Genomic DNA, 19,991 nt, shown 5'->3' on the forward strand with positions numbered 1-19,991 from the left:
AAAGAATATGGAACAATTACAAAAGAAAGCCGTAACATACCAATGGAAAGATGTTATTAAAAGAGGAATGTTTGCATTAAGCATACCATTAATAAGTTTGACATATCCTCTGATTAATCAATATAGAGGAAATACTAACGACTTATCTACATTTGTAGACAAACTCATACCTTTTAATAAGTTCTTTATATTACCTTATATATCTTGGTATATATTTATAGCAGTTTTTTCGGCTATATTATGTATATATGATAAAGAAAAGTATTTTAAACTACTTATAACGTTAGACCTAGGTATGATTATATGTTACATAATATACTATTTTTATCCGACATATGTTCCAAGACCAATAATATTAGGAACAGATTTTTTTAGCAATTTGGTTTTGAGTTTATATGAGGCTGACAACCCTTACAACTGTTTTCCTAGTATTCATGTTTTAAATTCAGTGCTTATAACTTTGTATATTTATGAATCTGAAAAGGTTAGTAAATGTATAAAGGCAATTTGTACTATTATGTCTTTCTCTATAATTTTATCTACTATGTTTATAAAACAGCATTATTTTGCAGATGTGATTGCAGGCATAATATTCGCTTTCATTTTGTATTTTTGTTTTAATAATTTGAAATTTAATTTTCATAAAGATGAAAGCATAAGTTATATAGAATAATTAAAGGTCTCCATGATCAAATCATGGAGACCTTTAATTATTAGAATTTGGAACAGGTTACAATGATATCTATTATATTCCACTTAAATTAAAATTGGGTATAAAATCGGGTGAGGAAGTTCCACTATCTTGAATAAAACATTTTGTTATCCCTAAGTTTAGGCAGTAGTTTATTAAAGCATCATAATGATCCTGGTTTAGTGGCTTGTTTATTTCAGGAAATTCAGTTTCTACATGTAGGGGGGTATATTGATTCATTAAGCTAATATAAACATCATCATTAAAGGTAGTATTTATGAAGTCTATTACTTTTTTAGAATCAAATAATAAGCCAGGCAGCATTAGATGTCTAATTATTACTCCCTTTTGAATTATCCCATTATCATCAAATTTCACTTTCCCTACTTGTGAGACCATTTCAGTAATAATTTTACTTGCAGTATTAAAATAATTAGGTGCTTTTGAATATTTAAGAGCATATTTGTCTGCATAATATTTTAAGTCTGGGAGGTAAACATCAATGAATCCTTTGAGTGACTTAATCGTGTCTATATTTTCATATCCATTTGAATTATAGAGAATAGGAATACTAAGACCGTTTTGTTTAGCCAGTTTTAAGGACTCTATTATTTGGGGGACGTAGTGAGTTGGCGTAACTAAATTTATGTTGAGTGCCCCCCTTCTCTGCTGCTCTAAAAAGATTTCACTAAGGCGAGTTATAGATATTGTTCTTCCATAGCCATCATGACTTATTTTATAATTTTGGCAAAATACACATTTCAGATTACAATTTGAAAAAAATATAGTGCCAGAACCTAATTCACCTGAAATACAAGGTTCTTCCCAATAATGCAAGGAAACTTTAGCTACTTTTATATACTGAGAAGCGTTGCAATAGCCTAATTCACCATCTAATCTATTAACAAAACATTTCCTAGGACATAAATTGCATTTTTTTAATATGTCTAGAGAGGTTGAGTCGTATAATTTTTTTGTGTTTTTATTTATCATTTTATCTCCTTGCTTTATAATTACAAGTCTTAGAATATATAAGAATTGTACAACTTCGATATATACAATGTCAATTCTGTCTTTTAGTAGTTTTCTTATAAAACAAAATGCATTGAATTAAAAATATAAAACTTATTGCACCAAAACCAGGATAGAGGACTTTGATTAGAGTTTTAAAGCCAATTTGAGAGATAGGCAAAGCTACAACAAGTATTAATAAAACAGCTTTCTTATAAGAAATATCAAACTTTTTCTCTAGAGTTTTTCCAACACTATAGATATTGGAAACTTCAGTTGAAAACATTTCACAAAAGATTACGCAAAGTAGAAGAATTTGCATTAACATGCCAAACCGGTGTGTTATATAAAGAAGGGGAATTTCATATTTAAAAATTTGAGGAATATTTAATAAAAGCATTGTATTTATCAAATAGCATAAGATAGTTAGGCCTAAGGCCCCTACGATAACGCCAGGAATAAGAACTCGTTTATGTTTAATTTCTTGACTTAGGGGGACTAGTACTCCACTACAACATAACATATTAAAACCTGCATAAAGCAAAGCTGAAAAAAACCATTGAGCAGGTATTATATTATTTTTATATGAGGCAATCTGCTTTATATAAGTAACACTTACCATATCTTTGTAAAATAGCAAATATAAAACGAATATAGTTACAATAATTGTAATTAAGGTTGGAACTATAAATGAATTTATAGTTATTAATCCTTTAGTATCCTTAAGCACGGTATATAAAGAGATTATAGCCATAAGTAAAATTCCTACCCATTTTGAAATACCAAAATATTGGTGAAGAAGTGCACCACTTCCGGCTAAGATTACGGCGGCACCACTTACTAAGAAAAAACTTGTGAAAACATCTGTGATTATACCGAAAAAACCTGGGCTTACGAGAGTTATAAGCTCGGTATAGGAGCTTAATTTATGTTTTAGGCTAATAGAAACAATGATTGAGCTTACTATAATATAAATTAAACAACATACAAGAATACCCCAAAAGCTCACATATCCATAAGTACTGAAAAATTGAGTTATTTCCTGACCAGAAGCAAGTCCTGCACCTACTATAGTACCAATAAATACAGCCGCGGTTTGAAATATTAAACCAATTGTTTTTTTCAAGATATCTCCTCCACAAAATTATTAAATTTAGAGTCACACTTAAATAAGATGCTTATATTTATAAATATATGTGTGTTATTTAATAAAAAATAATTATTTCAATGAAAATAATAATTATATAAATTAAAAATTTAGTTTGAGGGAAACTATAATATAACAAATTATTTTAATTTATAAATATAATTAAAATTGAATTGAAAGGAGTGAAAATATTGAAAAAATTTTTAAGCTGTTTATTAATACTGCTTTGTATTTTGTCTATCGCGGGATGCTCAAATAAAGAGGAAAAAGATAAGCCAAAAGTAAATACATTTGAACTTAAAACTGCAAGCAATGTAGTTTTAAGTTATATGAATTTTATAATGAAAGAAGATTTTGAAAATGGTAAAAAATTATATACTAAGGATTTGTATCGTAAAGCTACTGATTTGCCAATTAGCACTATGAAGATAAAAGGTTATAAAGTTACAGAAAGTAATGAGATTGGCAGAAGTGGAGTTTTTAAGGTAAGGGTTACTAGGACATCTATAGGTAGTTCATTATCTTGCGTGGATGAATATTCTATTAAAATTGTTAAGGATGGAGCTGAATATAAAATAAGCGAAATTACGAATACACCACAAAAGGAAGCTTTTCTAGAAGGTACAGGCATTAGATTTCGAGATAAAAAAAATGTAAAGACAAATCTAATTATTGATGTATCAGGAATCCCTAAATATTCATACTCAAAGGATGATGGAGCAAGGCTATATAAAATAATGGTACCATTAAAAGAATTTGGACCTATAAATTTTAGCTATGAAGGAGATAAAATTGCATTTAGTACTTATAACAAAAATACTTTTATTGGTATTGTCAATATCGATGAGTCTCTTGAAGTTCAAGCTCAGGGAAATGCAGATCAATCAGGTCAATCATCACAAAGCGGTGGATCCGGGGTAATGGCTAAAGAAAAACCAATAGGAAAGGATTTAATACCAATAGATTTATTATTTGATTGCAAAGTCGAATTTATGACATTTTCAATGGATGAAAAATTTTTACTTGTACAATATAATAGTGAAAAAACTGGGAAATGTATTAGAGTTTATAAAGTAGACAATGGGGATATGATTCCAATTAATTTTGAAAAAGATTATCCTATAGAAAAGGTTCAAATAATATTTTCTTCTTTCGGCGAGGATAATATGACATATGAAGTAATCCCTAAACCAAATAGTAATGGAGCAGAAGGAGATATTATTGGAAAATGGAAATTAAGTTTAAAGGATTTTACCGTGAAAAAGCTATAATTAATACACTCACTATGGAGATAAGGTATAATTAACATAAGTTTAGAAAATAGATAACTAGTCTAACGGCTAGTTATTTGTTTGAATATTTTTTTAAAAAGAAAGGAAGACGTTAGTGGAGAATTTATGGAATGATAAAAGATATTTTAGTTTGAATTATTTTCTAAGGGAAAAGTTCGGTAGTAAGGTTTTTAAAATTGCTTTAGATGCTGGGTTTTCTTGTCCTAATAGAGATGGAACTATTAGTAGTGGGGGGTGTCTGTTTTGTAGCGAAAGGGGCTCCGGAGATTTCGCTGGTAATAGAAAGTTTTCTATTACAAGACAATTTGAAGATATAAAAATTATGATGAGTAAGAAATGGAAATCCGGAAAGTATATTGCTTATTTTCAAGCGTATACCAATACATATGCAAGTATTGATGTGTTAAGGGGAAAATATGAGGAAGCGGTATCACAAGATGGTGTAGTGGCACTTGCTATAGCTACACGGCCTGATTGCTTAGATAATGATGTATTAGACTTAATAGAGGAATATTCACACAAAGTGTATACGTGGGTGGAATTAGGACTGCAGACGAGTTCTGATGAAAGTGCAAAAATTATTAATAGAGGTTATAAGTTACATAAATTTGAAGAGGCATTAACCGAGCTTAATAAAAGAAATATTGATGTGGTGGTTCATACTATATTTGGACTTCCTGGGGAAAGTGCTCAGGATATGCTTAAAACAATAGATTATGTTTCACATAAAGATATAAAGGGTATAAAGCTACATTTGCTTCATCTTATGGAAAATACGCCTATGGTTGAGCTCTATAAGCAAAAAAAACTTGAATTTTTGAATCAAGCTGAGTATGTAGATATTATTTGTAAAACAATTACTATGCTTCCGCCTAATATGGTTATACATAGATTAACAGGGGACGCACCAAGGGAGTTATTAATAGGTCCTATGTGGAGTTTAAAAAAATGGGAAGTATTAAATGATATAGATAACAAATTGAAGGAGTTGGATTTATATCAAGGAAAAAACTTTATAGGTTAACAATATTAATAAACAAGGCCTAGATTACTATAGTATCAATTTGTGTCTTTCTACAAATTAGCTTCACCACTTTTGGGGGTATTGGGAATAGATAAATGTGATTTAAAGGATTACAATATAGGTATATTGAAAATCATTTAAAACAAACATATAGGGGGAATATATTATGTCAAGTTTATCATTAAGGCACATATACAAGATTTATGATGGTAATGTAACAGCGGTTAAGGATTTTAATCTTGAAATAGAAGATAAGGAATTTATAGTTTTTGTAGGACCGTCAGGTTGTGGTAAATCAACAACTTTAAGGATGATAGCAGGTCTTGAAGAGATATCAAAAGGTGAAATATATATTGGCGACAAAGTCGTAAATGACGTGGCACCTAAGGATAGAGATATAGCAATGGTTTTTCAGAACTATGCACTATATCCTCATATGACTGTATATGATAACATGGCATTTGGGTTAAAATTAAGAAAAATGCCAAAAGATGAAATAAAACAAAAGGTTACGGATGTAGCTAAAACTCTTGATATAGAACATTTACTTGACAGAAAACCAAAGGCATTATCAGGTGGACAAAGACAAAGGGTAGCACTTGGAAGAGCAATAGTTAGAAATCCGAAGGTATTCCTAATGGACGAACCACTATCAAATTTAGATGCTAAACTTAGAGTACAAATGAGAACGGAAATATCAAAACTACATCATAAACTTCAAACAACATTTGTATATGTAACTCATGATCAAACAGAAGCTATGACAATGGGAACAAGAATAGTTGTAATGAAAGATGGACTAGTTCAACAAGTAGATACTCCACATAATATATATGAGCACCCAGTTAATATATTCGTTGCTGGATTTATAGGAAGTCCTCAAATGAACTTTATGGACGTTAAGATTTTAGAGCAAAATGGAAAAATTGTTATTACATTTAATAATGAAACTATAGTTCTTCCAGAGGATAAAGCTAAAATCATAAGAGAAAAAGCATATATAGGTAAAACTGTTATAATGGGAATAAGACCGGAAGATATTGATGACGGTATTACTTTCCTTGAGGAACATAAAGATGCAATTCTAGAAGCTAAAGTCGAGGTTGTAGAGCTTATGGGAGCAGAGACTAATATTTATATGTCAAAAGGAGATACAAATATTGTCGTAAGGGTTAATGGATCGTCTATGGCTAAAGTTGGAGATAAAATTAAAATTGCTATGGATGCAAATAAAATTCATATATTTGATAAAGAAACTGAAAACACTTTAATCTAGGGGGCAACTGAAAATGTACAATTTTACTGAATTCTTAAAGAATTTAAGTCATTCTTCAAAAATACCATTTAATGTAGTTACGCAGGATGGTAATTCACTATATATTAGCGACTTAGATATTAAAAATTCACATATAACTAGCTTTACTATTTTGCTTGGAAGAGTTACAGGCATAATTAGTTTAGAAAAGCAGTATGAAAATTGTACAGCTTTGCTCAAATATACTATAGAAAATAAGTATACTCAACTTTTTTTATCTAAGGAACAGGCAGTTATTGATATCCTAGAGAATAGAGAAATTTCAATTGATAACATTAATATAAATTTACCTTTTCTTAAAAATGGATGTTATGTCATATTAATAAGTGTTAATGGAAGCAAGTATGAGGCTTTAAGCATTATAAAACAAATATATGATAATGAGGAAGTCGTGAGTTTAATATATAACGATAACATTATTGTAATTGGTGAATTTGCTGAAGTACAGCAACATATAGAAAGTATTAAGGAGTCTATCGCATCTGATTTGTATTGTGAATGTTATGTAAGTTATGGTGATATAAATTATGATATAAATGGAATTAAGAAGGCATATAATGATGCAGCCGAGTGCATGATACTTGGTAAAAAGTTTGATATAAAAGATCATATATTTAATTACAATAAGATGTTATTTGAGAAAATTGTATATAATGTAGACGCTAAAATTAAGCAGGAACTGTTATACATGTTAAAAGATAAATTTGATGCTTTTGATAGTCAAATGATAGTAACTATTGAGCAATTTGTAGATTGTGGTCTTAATATAAGTGACGCTGCTAGAAAGTTATATGTGCATAGGAACACCTTGATTTATAGGCTAGATAAGATTAAGAAAGAAACAAATTTTGATATTAGAGATTTTAAAGATGCATCAGTGTTTCTTATAGCATTTTTGATATGGAAAGGAAATAAAGTAGAGTAACTTTTTTTCTTAGATGCGCAATATCGAAAGTATATATTGCTGGAATGCTTTCGCATCGCTAAGTAATTCTAAAATTTATTTTATTTATAGTTGCTAAAAAATGCAAACTCGCTTTGCTCAAACATGCATTTTTCTTTACGCATCTATAAATAAAATAAATCAAGAATTACTAAAGCTTGCTCAAATGCATTTTGCGCAATATATACTTTTGATAGCGTTCTCTAAGGAAAAAGAGGTTGCTTCATATGGCGATACAATATTTAAGACTTCAGAGGGAGATTTATGATCCTGATGAAGTCTTTTATTATTATTTGATTTTTGATTTTCGTTTTTTCTTTGAAATTATAATAATACCTGATATAAATACTAATAGTAGTACAACTGTTTGGTATGAATTAAAGTACTATAAAAAAATTAAAAGTCATTTCATTATAAACAAATTCTATAAATTTATTGAAATACCTTTAAATTTTTACATGTATACATATATGTGGAAACAGAAATGTTGAATAATAATAGGACAATCATGTTTGATTTTTAGCAATATGTACTATAATAATATTAGATAGTATAAGAAAAATAGTATCAGAAAGGGGATAGAACATATGAAAATAGATATAATAATTTCAGCGGATGATATAAAGAATGAAAAAATAGAAAATAAGACTGTAATAGTTATAGATATGCTTAGGGCGACTAGTGTAATAGTTACGGCAATGAATAATGGATGCGTCGGTGTAATTCCTGTTTTGACGGTTGAGGATGCATCTGAAATTGTTAGAAATAGTAAAGAAGAGTTTATGCTTGGGGGAGAGAGAAATGCATTGAAGATAGAAGGTTTTCACTATTCTAATTCCCCACTTGAATACACCAGGAAGTCCATAGAAGGCAAAACACTTGTTATGACTACTACTAATGGGACTAAAGCTATAAAAGGATGCAGTGGGGCTAGTAACATCCTAATAGGGGCAATGCTAAATGCCAAAGCAATTGCGAGCAGAATAGTATCCTTAAATAAAGACGTAGTAATAGTTAATGCGGGGACTTATGGTGAATTTTCAATAGATGATTTTCTATGTAGTGGGTACATAATTGACTGTATACTAAAACTAGCACAGACAGAGCTAGCAGACATAGCTGTAACTTCTCATTACATCTATAAGAACAATGAAGATATTCATAATTTTATAAAGTACGCAAATCACTATAAAACAATTATGAAGTTAGGTTTATCTGCAGATTTAGAATATTGCTGTCAAAAAGATATTATAGACATTGTTCCAGAATATAAAGGGGGGGTAATACTTTAGGGAGATTACGGTATTGTGCAGATGGGATTGAATATTAAATGGCTTATAAAGTAATAAAAAAGTATATATTACGTAAAATGCATTTGAACAAGCTTTGTTAATTCTTAATTTACTTTATTTTTATTTGCGTAAAGAAAAACACATGTTTGAGCGGTAGCGAGTTTGTGTTTTTTAGTAAATATAAATAAAGTAAATTTTAGAATTACATAGCGTAGTGAAAGCATCTGGAGTAATATATACTTTGGTTACGTTATACCACTTGGAATATGTAGAACTTTAAGTAGTAAGACTCATCAGAATTCCATAGTATTGGATGATCTGCTGCTTGAGTTCTGAATTCTACTTGTCTAAGTGTCCTTTTAGCGTCTATAGCTGCATCAGCAATAGTATCTGCAAACATTTCAGGTTTCATAAAGTGAGAGCAAGAGCAAGTTACAAGATATCCGCCTGGTTTAACCAATTTCATACCACGTAGGTTAATTTCTTTGTAACCCCTTGTTGCACCATCTATAGTAGAACGAGATTTTGTGAATGCTGGTGGGTCTAGTATTACTACATCATATTGTCTTTTTTCTTCTCTTGACCATTCTCTTAATATATCAAAGGCATTGTGGCATTCAAATTTAACAGTTTCTGATAGCCCATTAAGCTCTGCATTCTTTCTTGAAAATTCTACGGCATATTCAGATATATCTACACCAAGAACACTTTTAGCTCCTGCTATACCAGCATTAAGTGCAAAGGAACCTGTGTGCGTAAAACAATCCAAAACATCAGCACCCTTACATAATCTTTGAATAGCTGCCCTATTTTCTTTTTGATCTAAGAAAAATCCGGTCTTTTGACCATTTTCAATGTCAACGTCATATTTAACTCCGTTTTCAATGATTTCTATAGTGGTATCAAAAGGCTCTGTTAAAAATCCTTTTGTTTGCTCCATTCCCTCGAGCTCACGTACTTTAGCATCGCTTCTCTCATATACACCCTTTGCACCATATTCATCTGTTAATAGCTTAACTACTATACTTTTATATTTATCTATTCCAAGAGCTAAGGATTGAATAACATAATAGTCTTCATATTTGTCTATTATCATGCCTGGTACAAAATCCGCTTCTCCAAATAAAAATCTACAGCTTGAAGTATCTATAACTGTTTTTCTATATTCCCATGCAGCGTGAAGCCTCTTTCTGAAAAACTCTTCATCTATTTCTTCGTGAATATCTCTTGTCATTATTCTTATGGCAATTTTAGAAACATCATTTATATAACCCTTTCCTATAAACTCATTTCTAAAATTATATACTTCAATTATGTCTCCGTTTTCATATTCACCATCAAATTTTTCAATTTCATTAGCATATATCCAAAGATGCCCATTTTCTGAATTTCTACCTCTACCTTTATATAAGTAAAATTTACAAGCCATTCTAAATTCCTCCTGTGCTTTTTAGGGAAACATAATATATAAGTATATTATGTCTCATATGTTTTATAGTTTTATAATAGTTTCAATTATAATTATCAAGTTATTTATCTATAGTAGTATACCACACAGAATTAATTTGTAATATGAAATATAAAAATTTGTTTTGACATAAGGTCAATTATAAATTACACTTATGTATGTGCCATTTTTATATATATAATTGAAATAAAGATAATTATGTAAATACTGGACTATTTTTTTAGTCGGAAATTGATATATAACATCAAATTAATATAAATAAGTAAATAATTACAAATGTAAAAAATATAAATATGTAAAATCATACTAAAGTAAGGGGAAATACAAATGAGTATATTAGTAGTTAAAAATATGAGCCATGGTTTTGGCGACAGAGTAATATTTGAGGATGTGTCCTTTAGATTGCTTAAAGGAGAACACATAGCGCTTATAGGAGCAAATGGAGAAGGAAAATCAACGTTTATGAACATTATTACCGGAAAGCTTATGCCAGATGAAGGCGATGTTGAATGGTCAAACAACGTCAGAGTGGGATACATGGATCAACATACTGTTTTGGAAAAAGGTAAGAGCATTAGGGATGTTTTAAGGGATGCCTTTAAATATCTTTTTGACTTAGAAGAGGAAATGCTTAGCGTAACAGAAAAGATGGCAGAGGCATCACCTGAAGAATTAGAAAGATTATTGGATAGAATGGGTACAATTCAAGATCAACTTGATAATAATGGATTTTATGGCATTGATTCTAAGATAGATGAGGTAGCAGCTGGAGTTGGCCTTAAGGATGTTGGGCTTGATAATGATGTTGCAGAGTTAAGTGGAGGGCAAAGGACAAAAGTACTCCTTGCAAAACTTCTACTAGAAGCACCAGATGTTCTACTTCTTGATGAACCTACTAACTTTTTAGATGAGCAACACGTAGAGTGGCTCAAGAGGTATCTTCAAAATTATGATAAGGCGTTTATATTAATATCACATGATATTGAATTTTTAGATGGTGCAGTCAATATAATATACCATGTAGAGAATAAAAAATTAACCAGATATATAGGGTCATATGATGAATTTTTGAGAGTTCATGAGGCTAAAAAACTACAGATGGAATCTGATTATGAAAGGCAACAAAAGGAAATTACTAGACTTGAGGTCTTCGTTGCTAAAAATAAAGCAAGAGCTTCTACTAGTGGAATGGCAAAATCAAGACAAAAGAAATTAGATAAAATTGATAGAATGGAAATTGTACAAGATAAACCAAAACCACAGTTTAACTTTAAAACTGCAAGAGCTTCAGGAAAAATAATATTTAAAACTAAGGAATTAGTTACTGGTTACGATACCCCGTTATCTAAGCCATTAGATTTGTATATGGAAAGAGGACAAAAGATTGCGCTTACTGGTGCTAATGGTGTTGGGAAAACAACATTGTTAAAGAGTCTTATGGGTGATATCAAAGCTCTTTCGGGTCATACAAACTTAGGAGATTATCAATATATAGGATACTATGAACAAGAAATAAAGGGAGTTAATCGAAATAACTGTATTGAAGAGTTTTGGCAAGAATTTCCTAGCTTCACTCAGGGTCAGGTAAGATCTGCACTTGCTAAGTGTGGACTTACTACAAAACATATAGAAAGTAAAGTCACTGTGCTTAGTGGTGGAGAGCAAGCAAAGGTAAGACTTGCTAAACTTCTAAACAGAGAAACTAATATATTGATCTTAGATGAGCCTACCAATCATTTAGATGTGGATGCAAAAGATGAGTTAAAAAGAGCTTTAAAGGAATATAATGGAAGCATACTTCTAGTTTGTCATGAGCCAGAATTTTATCAAGACGTAGTAACTGATGTATGGGACTGTGAAGAGTGGACAACTAAAATTATATAGTCTATATTAAAAAGAGCTAGAATAAATAAAATTCTAGCTCTTTTTATAAAACTTCTATTGCAAGGTCTAGGATGTTAGCAAATAATGATAATGTATTAGTATTTGGAATAACATTATTTTTAACATCTAATAATTTTCCGAGTCCATAACCCGTGCATATGCTAACGGTTGGGAAACCAATTTCACCGAGGTCACAAATAATATCAGTGACATTTAATTTTGTTTTAGTTGCTTCATCAATAGGTTTTAGTATAATATATAGTCTTGTAGAAGAATCATACCTTAGAACTTTTAAAGTATTACTTATTAGTATATCTTTAGGTTTAGCGTTAATATCGTACTTTGAAGTAGTTGAAGTTATGTTATTTATAACAAAATAATATATATTTCTTTTGTAGTTTACCTTATCTTTAAATTCTTGTAATCTTTCTAAATTCAACTTTATATCCACTGAGATTTCATCATTTTCTAAATTGTTAAAGCTTTCTTTTATGTAAGTTAGTTCTTCTTTGCCTTGAAGTTCTCTAGATAAGATATTTATACAGTTATCATAAATATCCTTAAATGGACTAAACGGTAAGGAATATTTTATATTATCTAAAACAAGGTAAACCTTGAACTTAGAAGATTTGTTACTATTTTTAGATGAATAATTGACTTCAACTAATAAGAGTCCATGGAGTAGCTCAGTATCAAGTGTTATTTTCTGAATTCCTTTACTAAATTGTAGCATGTAATTCTCATTAGTGGATAAGTTTTGCGTATGTTGATTTATTATATAAGTACCTTTAAAGCCAGCTTCAGTAATTTCACCAACTCTTAAGGAACTTCTTATTGGTAGTTTCTTTAAATTTATATATGGTCTATTTATACATAGGTTGTTTTCGGATATTATTCTCATATTAAACTCCTTTAGTTCTAACGAGAGTGTTAGTCTTATTTATAAATTATAACATAATTAGCATTTTAAAAAATAAAAAAGTTAAGTAATGATATAAATAGGGTGATTGAAAATTTGTATATTGGATAAAATATTACAATGATAGTATTATTATATTTTAGATGTAGGAGGTATAAATGTTATGGGTGAAAAAAAAGATAATTCTTGCGCAAGTCAACAAGAAAAGGAAAAGAAAGAGAATAATTCTGGAACTAAACATGCTAAAAAAACACATAAAAAAGATTAATTAAAAGGCATATATTTTATGAATATATGCCTTTGTTTTTTTAAGTAGCACTTTTTTCATAAATAGTTTGTTCATGATTATTAACAGTATCATCGAGAGTAATTAGGACGTCTTTTTTTATCCACCCTTTATTATTAATGTTAGTTTGAGATTTAAGCGTTACTTCATACCATGAAATATTAAAAATCTCAGCACAATCTTTAATCTCTACGCAAGTATCTTTAACTACAGTAGATAGAATTTGAGAAGTTTCAAGGGGGCTTAGATATAGACTGCAAGGGCCTTTCGTAGTTCCGGTCCTAAAAAGAGATGGTTTGTACTTTATTACTATAGGTACATCAGAATCGTGTAAACTTGAAATTTTTGATTTGTAATCTCTATTTTGTCTAGAACTAATCCTTAATTGAGTTTTTTGAGTTGATAATTTTTGGTTCATCGTATAATAATATACACCAAAACATATCAAAAGAATTGAAAATAAAAAAATAAGCAAAAATATCTCTCCTCGTAAATTACTTATATGATTAAAGTCTGTTGCATATTAGTATATAGTATTCAATACCATGCAAAAAAATTCGTAAAAAAAACTCATGTTTAAACATGAGTTTTAAATTGCTGCAATTAATTCATTATATTCTAGTATATACATATCTGAATTTATAATAATATCTTCTTTTTGATCTTTAGATGAAGAATCATATACAGCAACTACCTTCATGCCAGCGGCTTTTGCACCTTTGACGGCTGGCAGTATATCCTCAAATACAACACACTGCGCAGGGTTTACCCCTAATTTCTCAGCAGCAAGTAAATATACATCCGGAAAGTTTTTGCCTCGAGACACCTCATCAGTGAGTGTTATAGAATCAAAATAGTGGAATATGCCATTAGACTTAAGAACAACTTCTAATAGAGATTTACTATTACTTGTAGCTAGTCCAATTTTTATATTCATTGTTTTAAGTAATGATAAGAATTCAACTACACCGGGTTTTAGTTTAACGTGATTAAGGTACTTATTATAAGCAAAATCGTTCCATTCCTTTTTGATTTCGTCTATTGTGTCTAATATGCCAAAATTGTTTTTAAAATAGGCTGCAGTTTCATCAAAGCTAAGATGTTCTATTTGGCTTTTTAAATCTTTGGGTATTGTAATATTTCTACACTTAAAATAATTTTCATCTATTTTACTCCAAACCCACATAGAGTCGATAAGGGTTCCATCTAAATCAAAAATTGCAGCTTTAATATTAGTTAACATTTAGTCACCTCTTATATAAGTATAATACATTTTAATTTGATTCAAAAGAACTTATAAGTAAGTAAAGAACAAGTGGTTCCAATAAAAATACCCACAATAACATCTGTTGGGTAGTGAACTCCTATGTATATTCTAGAAATCCCTACGCATAGAGCTAAGGGTATAGTTATAAATCCAAATATAGGGAAATACAAGGCTATTATGACAGCTAATGAAAATGCACCGGTTGTATGGCCGGATGGGAAGGAGTATTTATCAATACCTATCTTCTTTATATTTAAGTTTGGAATTTTTATAAAGGGTCTTAATCTAGTAACGGTTACTTTTAGTATTTTACCAATGCCAGTACTAAGTGTTATTGAAATCATAGCGCTAATAGCCATAGTATGAAGTAAAGTGCTATGAAATAAAAAAGTAGCAGTACAAAATATAAACATAAAAGGGAAGGAGCCTAAGTAGGTCATAGATGGCATTGTAATATCTAAAAACCTACACTTCCAAGAATTGTTTATAATTCTAAGTATGTTAATATCTTTATTACTTATATACTCAAATAATGCTTTCATAAACTCCTCCCTTTGTCATAAAAAATCAATTATATATATTACTGTATATTGTATCATAAATAAGCCTATACATATAATTTAAAATTCTCTACCAAATATTTTGGTTTTTTCTTTATCTTTAAAATCATCAATAGTATTAATACCAATTCTACTTAGAATATCTTTCATACAATCACTATCTATGGATGTTTTGATTTTTGAGTCTTCTGCGAATTTATTTACTCTGTTTCTCCCAGAGGTTGAGTCAATCAAAGCTTTAGGTCCACCAACGCAACCACCAACGCAACCCATACCTTCAATAAAGTTTGCATGAACTTCTTTAGTTTGAGCTTTTGTAAGTAGTACCTTACATTCTTTTACACCATTTCCTTGAATAGCATTTAATAAATGGTGTTTTTGCGGAAATAATTTCTCTATCATTTCGCCAACAGCTATAGATACTCCTCCAGTTCTTGCATAAAGTCTACCACCACGAGATGCGTATTCAGTAGAGACATCTTCTTCAAGTTTTTCCGGGTCAATGCCAAGTGTCTCAAAAATACCCTTGAGTTCTGCGAAGGTAAGTACATAATCTATATCACCTAAAAGATCCTTTTCTTTAGCTTCACCTTTTTTTGCAATGCAGGGTCCTATAAAGACTACTTTGCAGTTAGGGTTCAATTTCTTTAATACTCTACCAGATGCAATCATAGGAGATACAGATGGGGATACATACTTAACTAAATCATTGTACACCCTCTTTACCATTCCTACCCACATAGGGCAACAGCAGGATGTAAGCATTAAATCTTCTTTAGTTTTAACATGTTCATCAAATTCTACTGCTTCTTTTATTGTAAGCATATCTGCAAAAAATGCAACTTCAACCATATCTGCGAAACCTATTTTTTTAAAAGCGGTTCTAAGATTATAAGCGTTAACATTTTCACCGAATTGGCCAGTAATGGCAGGGGCTACAGCTGCTATAACTGTGGAATTTCCTTTTAATAAATTTAAAAGTGGAATAAATTCTACTTTATCCATTAAAGCACCACTAGGACATGCGTCTACGCAAAATCCACATTCTGTGCATTTATCATTGTCAATGTAGGAAGTCTTGGTTTTATTATCTATTAATATAGCATCAAAAGGGCAAGATGCTTGGCAACTTGTTTTCCCTGGTTTATCTGAACAATTTATAGTACAACCTTTAATTTTATTTACAACTTTATGATTTGTTTCATAGGTCGAGATAGCCTTTTTCAAATCATCTATGTAATTAAGCGAAAAATCTACATCAACACCACAAAGTGAAGAAATAATGGCACTTAAGTCTTTTTTATTAACATCATCTTTAGATAGTAACTCATGAACCTTATTTTCAAAATTATCTTCATTATAAGATTTAATTAGAGCCTTAAAAAGTTCGTTATAAATTTTATTCAAAATAATCACTCCTAATTTGTTATAAGTTATTTAATGATTTTAGCATAATATTGAGAAAACACAATAAAATGTAATATCATTATTAATTTTATCAAGAATGAAGTTTTTTATACATTTTAATAGTGTGAAAAAATTTGAAATAAAAAAAGAGTTGTCATTAGACAACTCTTTTTGGTCGGGGTGACAGGGATTGAACCTGCGACCTCATGGTCCCAAACCACGCGCGCTCCCAGCTGCGCTACACCCCGAAGACAATTTTAATTATACAAAACAAACTGATAAATGTCAACAAAATTTTCAAATCTTTCTAAAAACATTTGATATAAAATCTATAAAACATAAATTCTATTTGTTGAAGACAATAGTTATTATATAAAATAAATGTATAAATGTCAAGATAATTTATATATTTACTTTTAAACACAATAATTATCAATTATTTAAAAAAGGGTTCGGATAGTAATTTCATTATACCATCCGAAAAGCATCAATATGTTAATTACTTTTTATGAGTGTCCGTTTCCTTATCGCCGGTACCTCTAGTAGGTACAGTAGACATAACAAAACCCACTAATATAGAGACTAAGACAGGAGCGGCAACATTAATATACACTATATATTGCGTCTTATATAATACAAGAGCAGTAAGGGATGTGACCAAAACACTTGCTACAAAAATAATAATTACAAATTTTGCGAAAGAACTCATAAATTTTTCATATAATCTATGACGAGTTGGTCCACTTATAACATGTACAAATAAAAAATATGAGGCAAAAATTATTACTATATCAACTACAGCCGAAACTAGAAAATTTTTCATTATATATACCTCCAAAACATTTTTTCAAGTTTAGTGTTACCACGAAATGATATTTTTACGCAATATAATTGAAAATAAAAAAATCATGGCAAGTAGCCCATGATTTTTTTATGAATTATTAAAAATATTTTGATTAAGATATATAATTATTTTAGGTACATTTCGCCTACGTTAACAACGTCTCCTGCGCCCATAGTTATAAGAATATCGCCATTTTGTAAATTGGCTTTAAGATAACTTACAATTTCATCAAAGCTATGAATATTTATGCAATTTATGTTTTTTTCTCTTATTCTATCGCCAAGCATATCTGAACTTACAACACCAGTATCTTTCTCCCTAGCAGCATAAATATCTGCGAGTATTAGAGTATCTATATCGTAAAAAGAATTTGAAAAATCCTCAAATAAGCTTAAGGTTCTTGAATAAGTATGGGGCTGAAAAACACAATAAATTTTATTGTGGGGGTAATGCTTAGTAGCACTTAGAGTTGTTTTTATTTCTGTAGGATGATGAGCATAATCATCAATAACAGTTACTCCGTTCTTAGTTCCCTTTAACTCAAATCTTCTATGGGTACCATTAAATGCTGAAAGACCGGAAGTGATAGAGTTTTTAGAAAAATCAAGAATTAGTGAAGCTCCTATACTTGCAAGTGAATTTAGAACATTATGTTGCCCAGGTACATTAAGATTTATGTGAAATAGCAACAAGCCTTCTTTATATACATTAAAGTTTGCGCAACCTAATTCGTTATAAACAATATCTTTTGCTCTAAGATCTCCGTGATTTAGACCATAAGTAAGTATAGTACATTTATAGTCATTATTATGGAGAATAGTTTTAACATTCTCATCTTCTATATTTGCAACTAGGTAGCCATCTTTGGGTATGAGATTAATGAATTTTACAAAAGTGTCTTTAATGTGATTTATGTCCCTATAGTAATCTAGATGATCTGCATCTATATTAAGTATTGTTGCAATATATGGGAAAAACTTTAAAAATGAAGCCTTATATTCACAGGCTTCTGTAATAAAATAGTCACTATGTCCAGCTAGAACATTGCCGGAAATAGCATCTAATTCTCCGCCAACTAATATTGTAGGATCTACATCCTCTTTTAAAATTATATGTGCAAGCATTGAAGTTGTAGTTGTTTTACCATGTGTACCAGATATCGCTACGTTATATTTATGACCTTTCATAATTTGACCTAGAAATTCAGCCCTATCCATTAAAGGAATATTTAATTCAATAGCTTTAATATATTCAGGATTTTCAGGAGGGATAGCAGCAGTGTAAACTACTAAATCAACATCTTTTATATTAGAGGCATCATGTCCTATATATATTTCAACATCTTGTTTTTTTAGCTTATCGGTTATATGTGAAGAATGCATATCAGAACCTGAAACCTTATATCCGTTTTTTACAAGTATTTCAGCAAGGCCGCTCATGCTTATACCGCCAATACCTATGAAATGAATTTTTTTGCTCTTATCTTTTATAAAATCAAAAGACATTATATCAACTCCTTAAAAAAATTATTATTGTTATTATTATTTAGTATATGTAAATTATATTAGTAGTGCTTATATTAAATAATTATTATAAGCACTTCTTAATTATATACAAAATATCAAAAAAACTATACACAATTCAAAAAAAACTAAATAAAATACAAAATAACGTTCTGGAATTGGGTTTATAAGCATTGTAATAAAGATAAAAAAGATTTACAATTAAAATACGAATGATATTATGAATTTTACTAGGTAAAATTCGTAAAATAAAAATATGGGTGATATATTATGAATAAATATAGTAGAAATCAAAGAGTTACAGGTATAACAAAGGTACTAACAGAAAATCCTAATAAAACAATAAATCTAAAAACTTTTACAGAATTATTTAATGCAGCTAAATCTACAATTAGTGAAGATATTGTTATTGTCAGGGAAACACTTAATGAATTATCCATGGGAAGAATTGAAACAGTAGCCGGCGCAGCTGGTGGAGTAAAATACATTTGTGGAGTCTCAAAGCAAGAAAGTAGGATATTCGCAGATGAGATATGCAAAATTTTAATACAAAAAGATAGAGTAATACCAGGAAATTTTATATATATGACTGATATTATGTATAATCCAGAAATAGTGCACAAAGCAGGAGTGATACTTGCCTCTGCTTTTAGTGAGTTAGATATAGACTATGTAGTTACGGTGGAGACCAAAGGGATACCACTGGCATATGAGGTGGCAAAGATGTTAGGCGTCCAACTAGTTATTGTACGGCATGATCCTAAGGTTACTGAAGGAAGTACTGTTAGCATAAATTATGCTTCTGGTTCTAGTAATAGGATTCAAACGATGTCATTATCTAGAAAATCTATAAAAAAAGGGAGCAAATGTGTTTTCATAGATGATTTTATGAAGGCTGGAGGGACTGCAATAGGCATAATTAATTTACTTAAAGAGTTTGAAAGTGAGCTTTTAGGTATTGGTGTTCTTGTCGATAATATTGAAAGTGGACATAAATTAGTAGAAGAGTACATATCAATTATTCAGTTCACAGGAATAAATAATGAAGGTATCGCGGAGTTAACTCCATCAGAAATATTCGAAAAAGTGTAATATTCAAAATATTTAATATTTATTTA

Annotated in this window: 18 protein-coding genes and 1 tRNA gene; 8 read left to right on the top strand and 11 right to left on the bottom strand. The window is 29.9% G+C overall.

Features of this window, described 5'->3' with window-relative positions:
• The first annotated feature begins 7 nt into the window (after positions 1-7).
• Positions 8-673 (top strand): phosphatase PAP2 family protein, encoded by a 666-nt coding sequence (locus LL038_RS20060; RefSeq protein ID WP_216124337.1) that lies wholly within the window; start codon positions 8-10, stop codon positions 671-673.
• A 72-nt stretch (positions 674-745) separates the two neighbouring features.
• On the opposite strand, the gene LL038_RS20065 is transcribed toward LL038_RS20060, so the two are convergent.
• Both LL038_RS20065 and LL038_RS20070 read right to left on the bottom strand, forming a co-directional pair.
• Positions 746-1,684, bottom strand: a complete 939-nt coding sequence (locus tag LL038_RS20065; protein ID WP_216124335.1) for a radical SAM protein — start codon at positions 1,682-1,684, stop codon at positions 746-748.
• Positions 1,685-1,754: 70 nt separating this feature from the next.
• The gene (locus tag LL038_RS20070; RefSeq protein ID WP_375293016.1) at positions 1,755-2,831 is read right to left on the bottom strand and encodes a transporter; all 1,077 of its coding nucleotides are present in this window, start codon (positions 2,829-2,831) and stop codon (positions 1,755-1,757) included.
• Positions 2,832-3,040: 209 nt separating this feature from the next.
• Here LL038_RS20070 and LL038_RS20075 point away from each other — a divergent pair, with 209 nt between their 5' ends.
• The 5 genes from LL038_RS20075 to LL038_RS20095 all read left to right on the top strand — a co-directional run bounded on the left by LL038_RS20075 (position 3,041) and on the right by LL038_RS20095 (position 8,715).
• Positions 3,041-4,120: a hypothetical protein gene (locus LL038_RS20075; RefSeq protein ID WP_216124332.1), complete on the top strand. Its 1,080-nt coding sequence runs from the start codon at positions 3,041-3,043 to the stop codon at positions 4,118-4,120.
• A 115-nt stretch (positions 4,121-4,235) separates the two neighbouring features.
• On the top strand, positions 4,236-5,165 hold the full coding sequence (locus tag LL038_RS20080; protein ID WP_216124331.1) for a TIGR01212 family radical SAM protein: 930 nt from the start codon (positions 4,236-4,238) through the stop codon (positions 5,163-5,165).
• A gap of 166 nt (positions 5,166-5,331) precedes the next feature.
• Positions 5,332-6,441 (top strand): ABC transporter ATP-binding protein, encoded by a 1,110-nt coding sequence (locus LL038_RS20085; RefSeq protein WP_216124330.1) that lies wholly within the window; start codon positions 5,332-5,334, stop codon positions 6,439-6,441.
• Between the two features lie 13 nt (positions 6,442-6,454).
• Positions 6,455-7,405 carry a PucR family transcriptional regulator gene (locus tag LL038_RS20090; protein WP_216124329.1) on the top strand — a complete coding sequence of 317 codons (951 nt, stop codon included), beginning with the start codon at positions 6,455-6,457 and terminating at the stop codon, positions 7,403-7,405.
• Positions 7,406-8,010: 605 nt separating this feature from the next.
• Complete coding sequence (locus LL038_RS20095) at positions 8,011-8,715, top strand: 2-phosphosulfolactate phosphatase family protein (protein WP_216124328.1); 705 nt, start codon at positions 8,011-8,013, stop codon at positions 8,713-8,715.
• Positions 8,716-8,965: 250 nt separating this feature from the next.
• Here the strand turns inward: LL038_RS20095 and LL038_RS20100 are convergent, their stop codons facing one another.
• The gene (locus tag LL038_RS20100; protein ID WP_216124327.1) at positions 8,966-10,144 is read right to left on the bottom strand and encodes a class I SAM-dependent rRNA methyltransferase; all 1,179 of its coding nucleotides are present in this window, start codon (positions 10,142-10,144) and stop codon (positions 8,966-8,968) included.
• A gap of 366 nt (positions 10,145-10,510) precedes the next feature.
• On the opposite strand from LL038_RS20100, the gene LL038_RS20105 reads away from it, so the two are divergent.
• Positions 10,511-12,067 (top strand): ABC-F family ATP-binding cassette domain-containing protein, encoded by a 1,557-nt coding sequence (locus LL038_RS20105; protein WP_216124325.1) that lies wholly within the window; start codon positions 10,511-10,513, stop codon positions 12,065-12,067.
• Between the two features lie 43 nt (positions 12,068-12,110).
• Here the strand turns inward: LL038_RS20105 and LL038_RS20110 are convergent, their stop codons facing one another.
• From LL038_RS20110 to murC, 8 genes are all read right to left on the bottom strand, one after another.
• Entirely contained in the window at positions 12,111-12,968 is an 858-nt protein-coding gene (locus LL038_RS20110) for a hypothetical protein (protein ID WP_216124323.1), read from the bottom strand.
• 326 nt (positions 12,969-13,294) lie between these two features.
• Positions 13,295-13,747 carry a hypothetical protein gene (locus LL038_RS20115; protein ID WP_216124321.1) on the bottom strand — a complete coding sequence of 151 codons (453 nt, stop codon included), beginning with the start codon at positions 13,745-13,747 and terminating at the stop codon, positions 13,295-13,297.
• A 114-nt stretch (positions 13,748-13,861) separates the two neighbouring features.
• A complete protein-coding gene (locus LL038_RS20120; RefSeq protein WP_216124318.1) occupies positions 13,862-14,515 on the bottom strand; it encodes an HAD family hydrolase in 654 nt (217 codons plus the stop codon).
• 41 nt (positions 14,516-14,556) lie between these two features.
• Positions 14,557-15,081 carry a phosphatase PAP2 family protein gene (locus LL038_RS20125; RefSeq protein WP_216124316.1) on the bottom strand — a complete coding sequence of 175 codons (525 nt, stop codon included), beginning with the start codon at positions 15,079-15,081 and terminating at the stop codon, positions 14,557-14,559.
• Between the two features lie 78 nt (positions 15,082-15,159).
• Entirely contained in the window at positions 15,160-16,506 is a 1,347-nt protein-coding gene (locus tag LL038_RS20130; protein WP_216124315.1) for a [Fe-Fe] hydrogenase large subunit C-terminal domain-containing protein, read from the bottom strand.
• Positions 16,507-16,678: 172 nt separating this feature from the next.
• Positions 16,679-16,754 (bottom strand) — tRNA-Pro (locus LL038_RS20135).
• Between the two features lie 251 nt (positions 16,755-17,005).
• Complete coding sequence (locus LL038_RS20140; protein WP_216124313.1) at positions 17,006-17,329, bottom strand: hypothetical protein; 324 nt, start codon at positions 17,327-17,329, stop codon at positions 17,006-17,008.
• Positions 17,330-17,475: 146 nt separating this feature from the next.
• Complete coding sequence (gene murC / locus LL038_RS20145) at positions 17,476-18,855, bottom strand: UDP-N-acetylmuramate--L-alanine ligase (RefSeq protein ID WP_216124312.1); 1,380 nt, start codon at positions 18,853-18,855, stop codon at positions 17,476-17,478.
• Positions 18,856-19,143: 288 nt separating this feature from the next.
• Here murC and purR point away from each other — a divergent pair, with 288 nt between their 5' ends.
• On the top strand, positions 19,144-19,965 hold the full coding sequence (purR, locus tag LL038_RS20150) for a pur operon repressor (protein WP_071614687.1): 822 nt from the start codon (positions 19,144-19,146) through the stop codon (positions 19,963-19,965).
• Positions 19,966-19,991: the final 26 nt, after the last annotated feature.

Origin of the sequence: Clostridium estertheticum (assembly GCF_026650985.1) — a bacterium.
Classification (GTDB): Bacteria; Bacillota; Clostridia; order Clostridiales; family Clostridiaceae; genus Clostridium_AD; species Clostridium_AD estertheticum_C.

What these genes read in the sequence shown, in the direction of transcription:
- LL038_RS20060 (WP_216124337.1), top strand. Translation starts at nt 8, where the DNA reads ATGGAACAATTACAAAAGAAAGCCGTAACATACCAATGGAAAGATGTT.
- LL038_RS20065 (WP_216124335.1), bottom strand. Translation starts at nt 1,684, where the DNA reads ATGATAAATAAAAACACAAAAAAATTATACGACTCAACCTCTCTAGAC.
- LL038_RS20085 (WP_216124330.1), top strand. Translation starts at nt 5,332, where the DNA reads ATGTCAAGTTTATCATTAAGGCACATATACAAGATTTATGATGGTAAT.
- LL038_RS20090 (WP_216124329.1), top strand. Translation starts at nt 6,455, where the DNA reads ATGTACAATTTTACTGAATTCTTAAAGAATTTAAGTCATTCTTCAAAA.
- LL038_RS20095 (WP_216124328.1), top strand. Translation starts at nt 8,011, where the DNA reads ATGAAAATAGATATAATAATTTCAGCGGATGATATAAAGAATGAAAAA.
- LL038_RS20100 (WP_216124327.1), bottom strand. Translation starts at nt 10,144, where the DNA reads ATGGCTTGTAAATTTTACTTATATAAAGGTAGAGGTAGAAATTCAGAA.
- LL038_RS20105 (WP_216124325.1), top strand. Translation starts at nt 10,511, where the DNA reads ATGAGTATATTAGTAGTTAAAAATATGAGCCATGGTTTTGGCGACAGA.
- LL038_RS20110 (WP_216124323.1), bottom strand. Translation starts at nt 12,968, where the DNA reads ATGAGAATAATATCCGAAAACAACCTATGTATAAATAGACCATATATA.
- LL038_RS20120 (WP_216124318.1), bottom strand. Translation starts at nt 14,515, where the DNA reads ATGTTAACTAATATTAAAGCTGCAATTTTTGATTTAGATGGAACCCTT.
- LL038_RS20125 (WP_216124316.1), bottom strand. Translation starts at nt 15,081, where the DNA reads ATGAAAGCATTATTTGAGTATATAAGTAATAAAGATATTAACATACTT.
- LL038_RS20140 (WP_216124313.1), bottom strand. Translation starts at nt 17,329, where the DNA reads ATGAAAAATTTTCTAGTTTCGGCTGTAGTTGATATAGTAATAATTTTT.
- murC (WP_216124312.1), bottom strand. Translation starts at nt 18,855, where the DNA reads ATGTCTTTTGATTTTATAAAAGATAAGAGCAAAAAAATTCATTTCATA.
- purR (WP_071614687.1), top strand. Translation starts at nt 19,144, where the DNA reads ATGAATAAATATAGTAGAAATCAAAGAGTTACAGGTATAACAAAGGTA.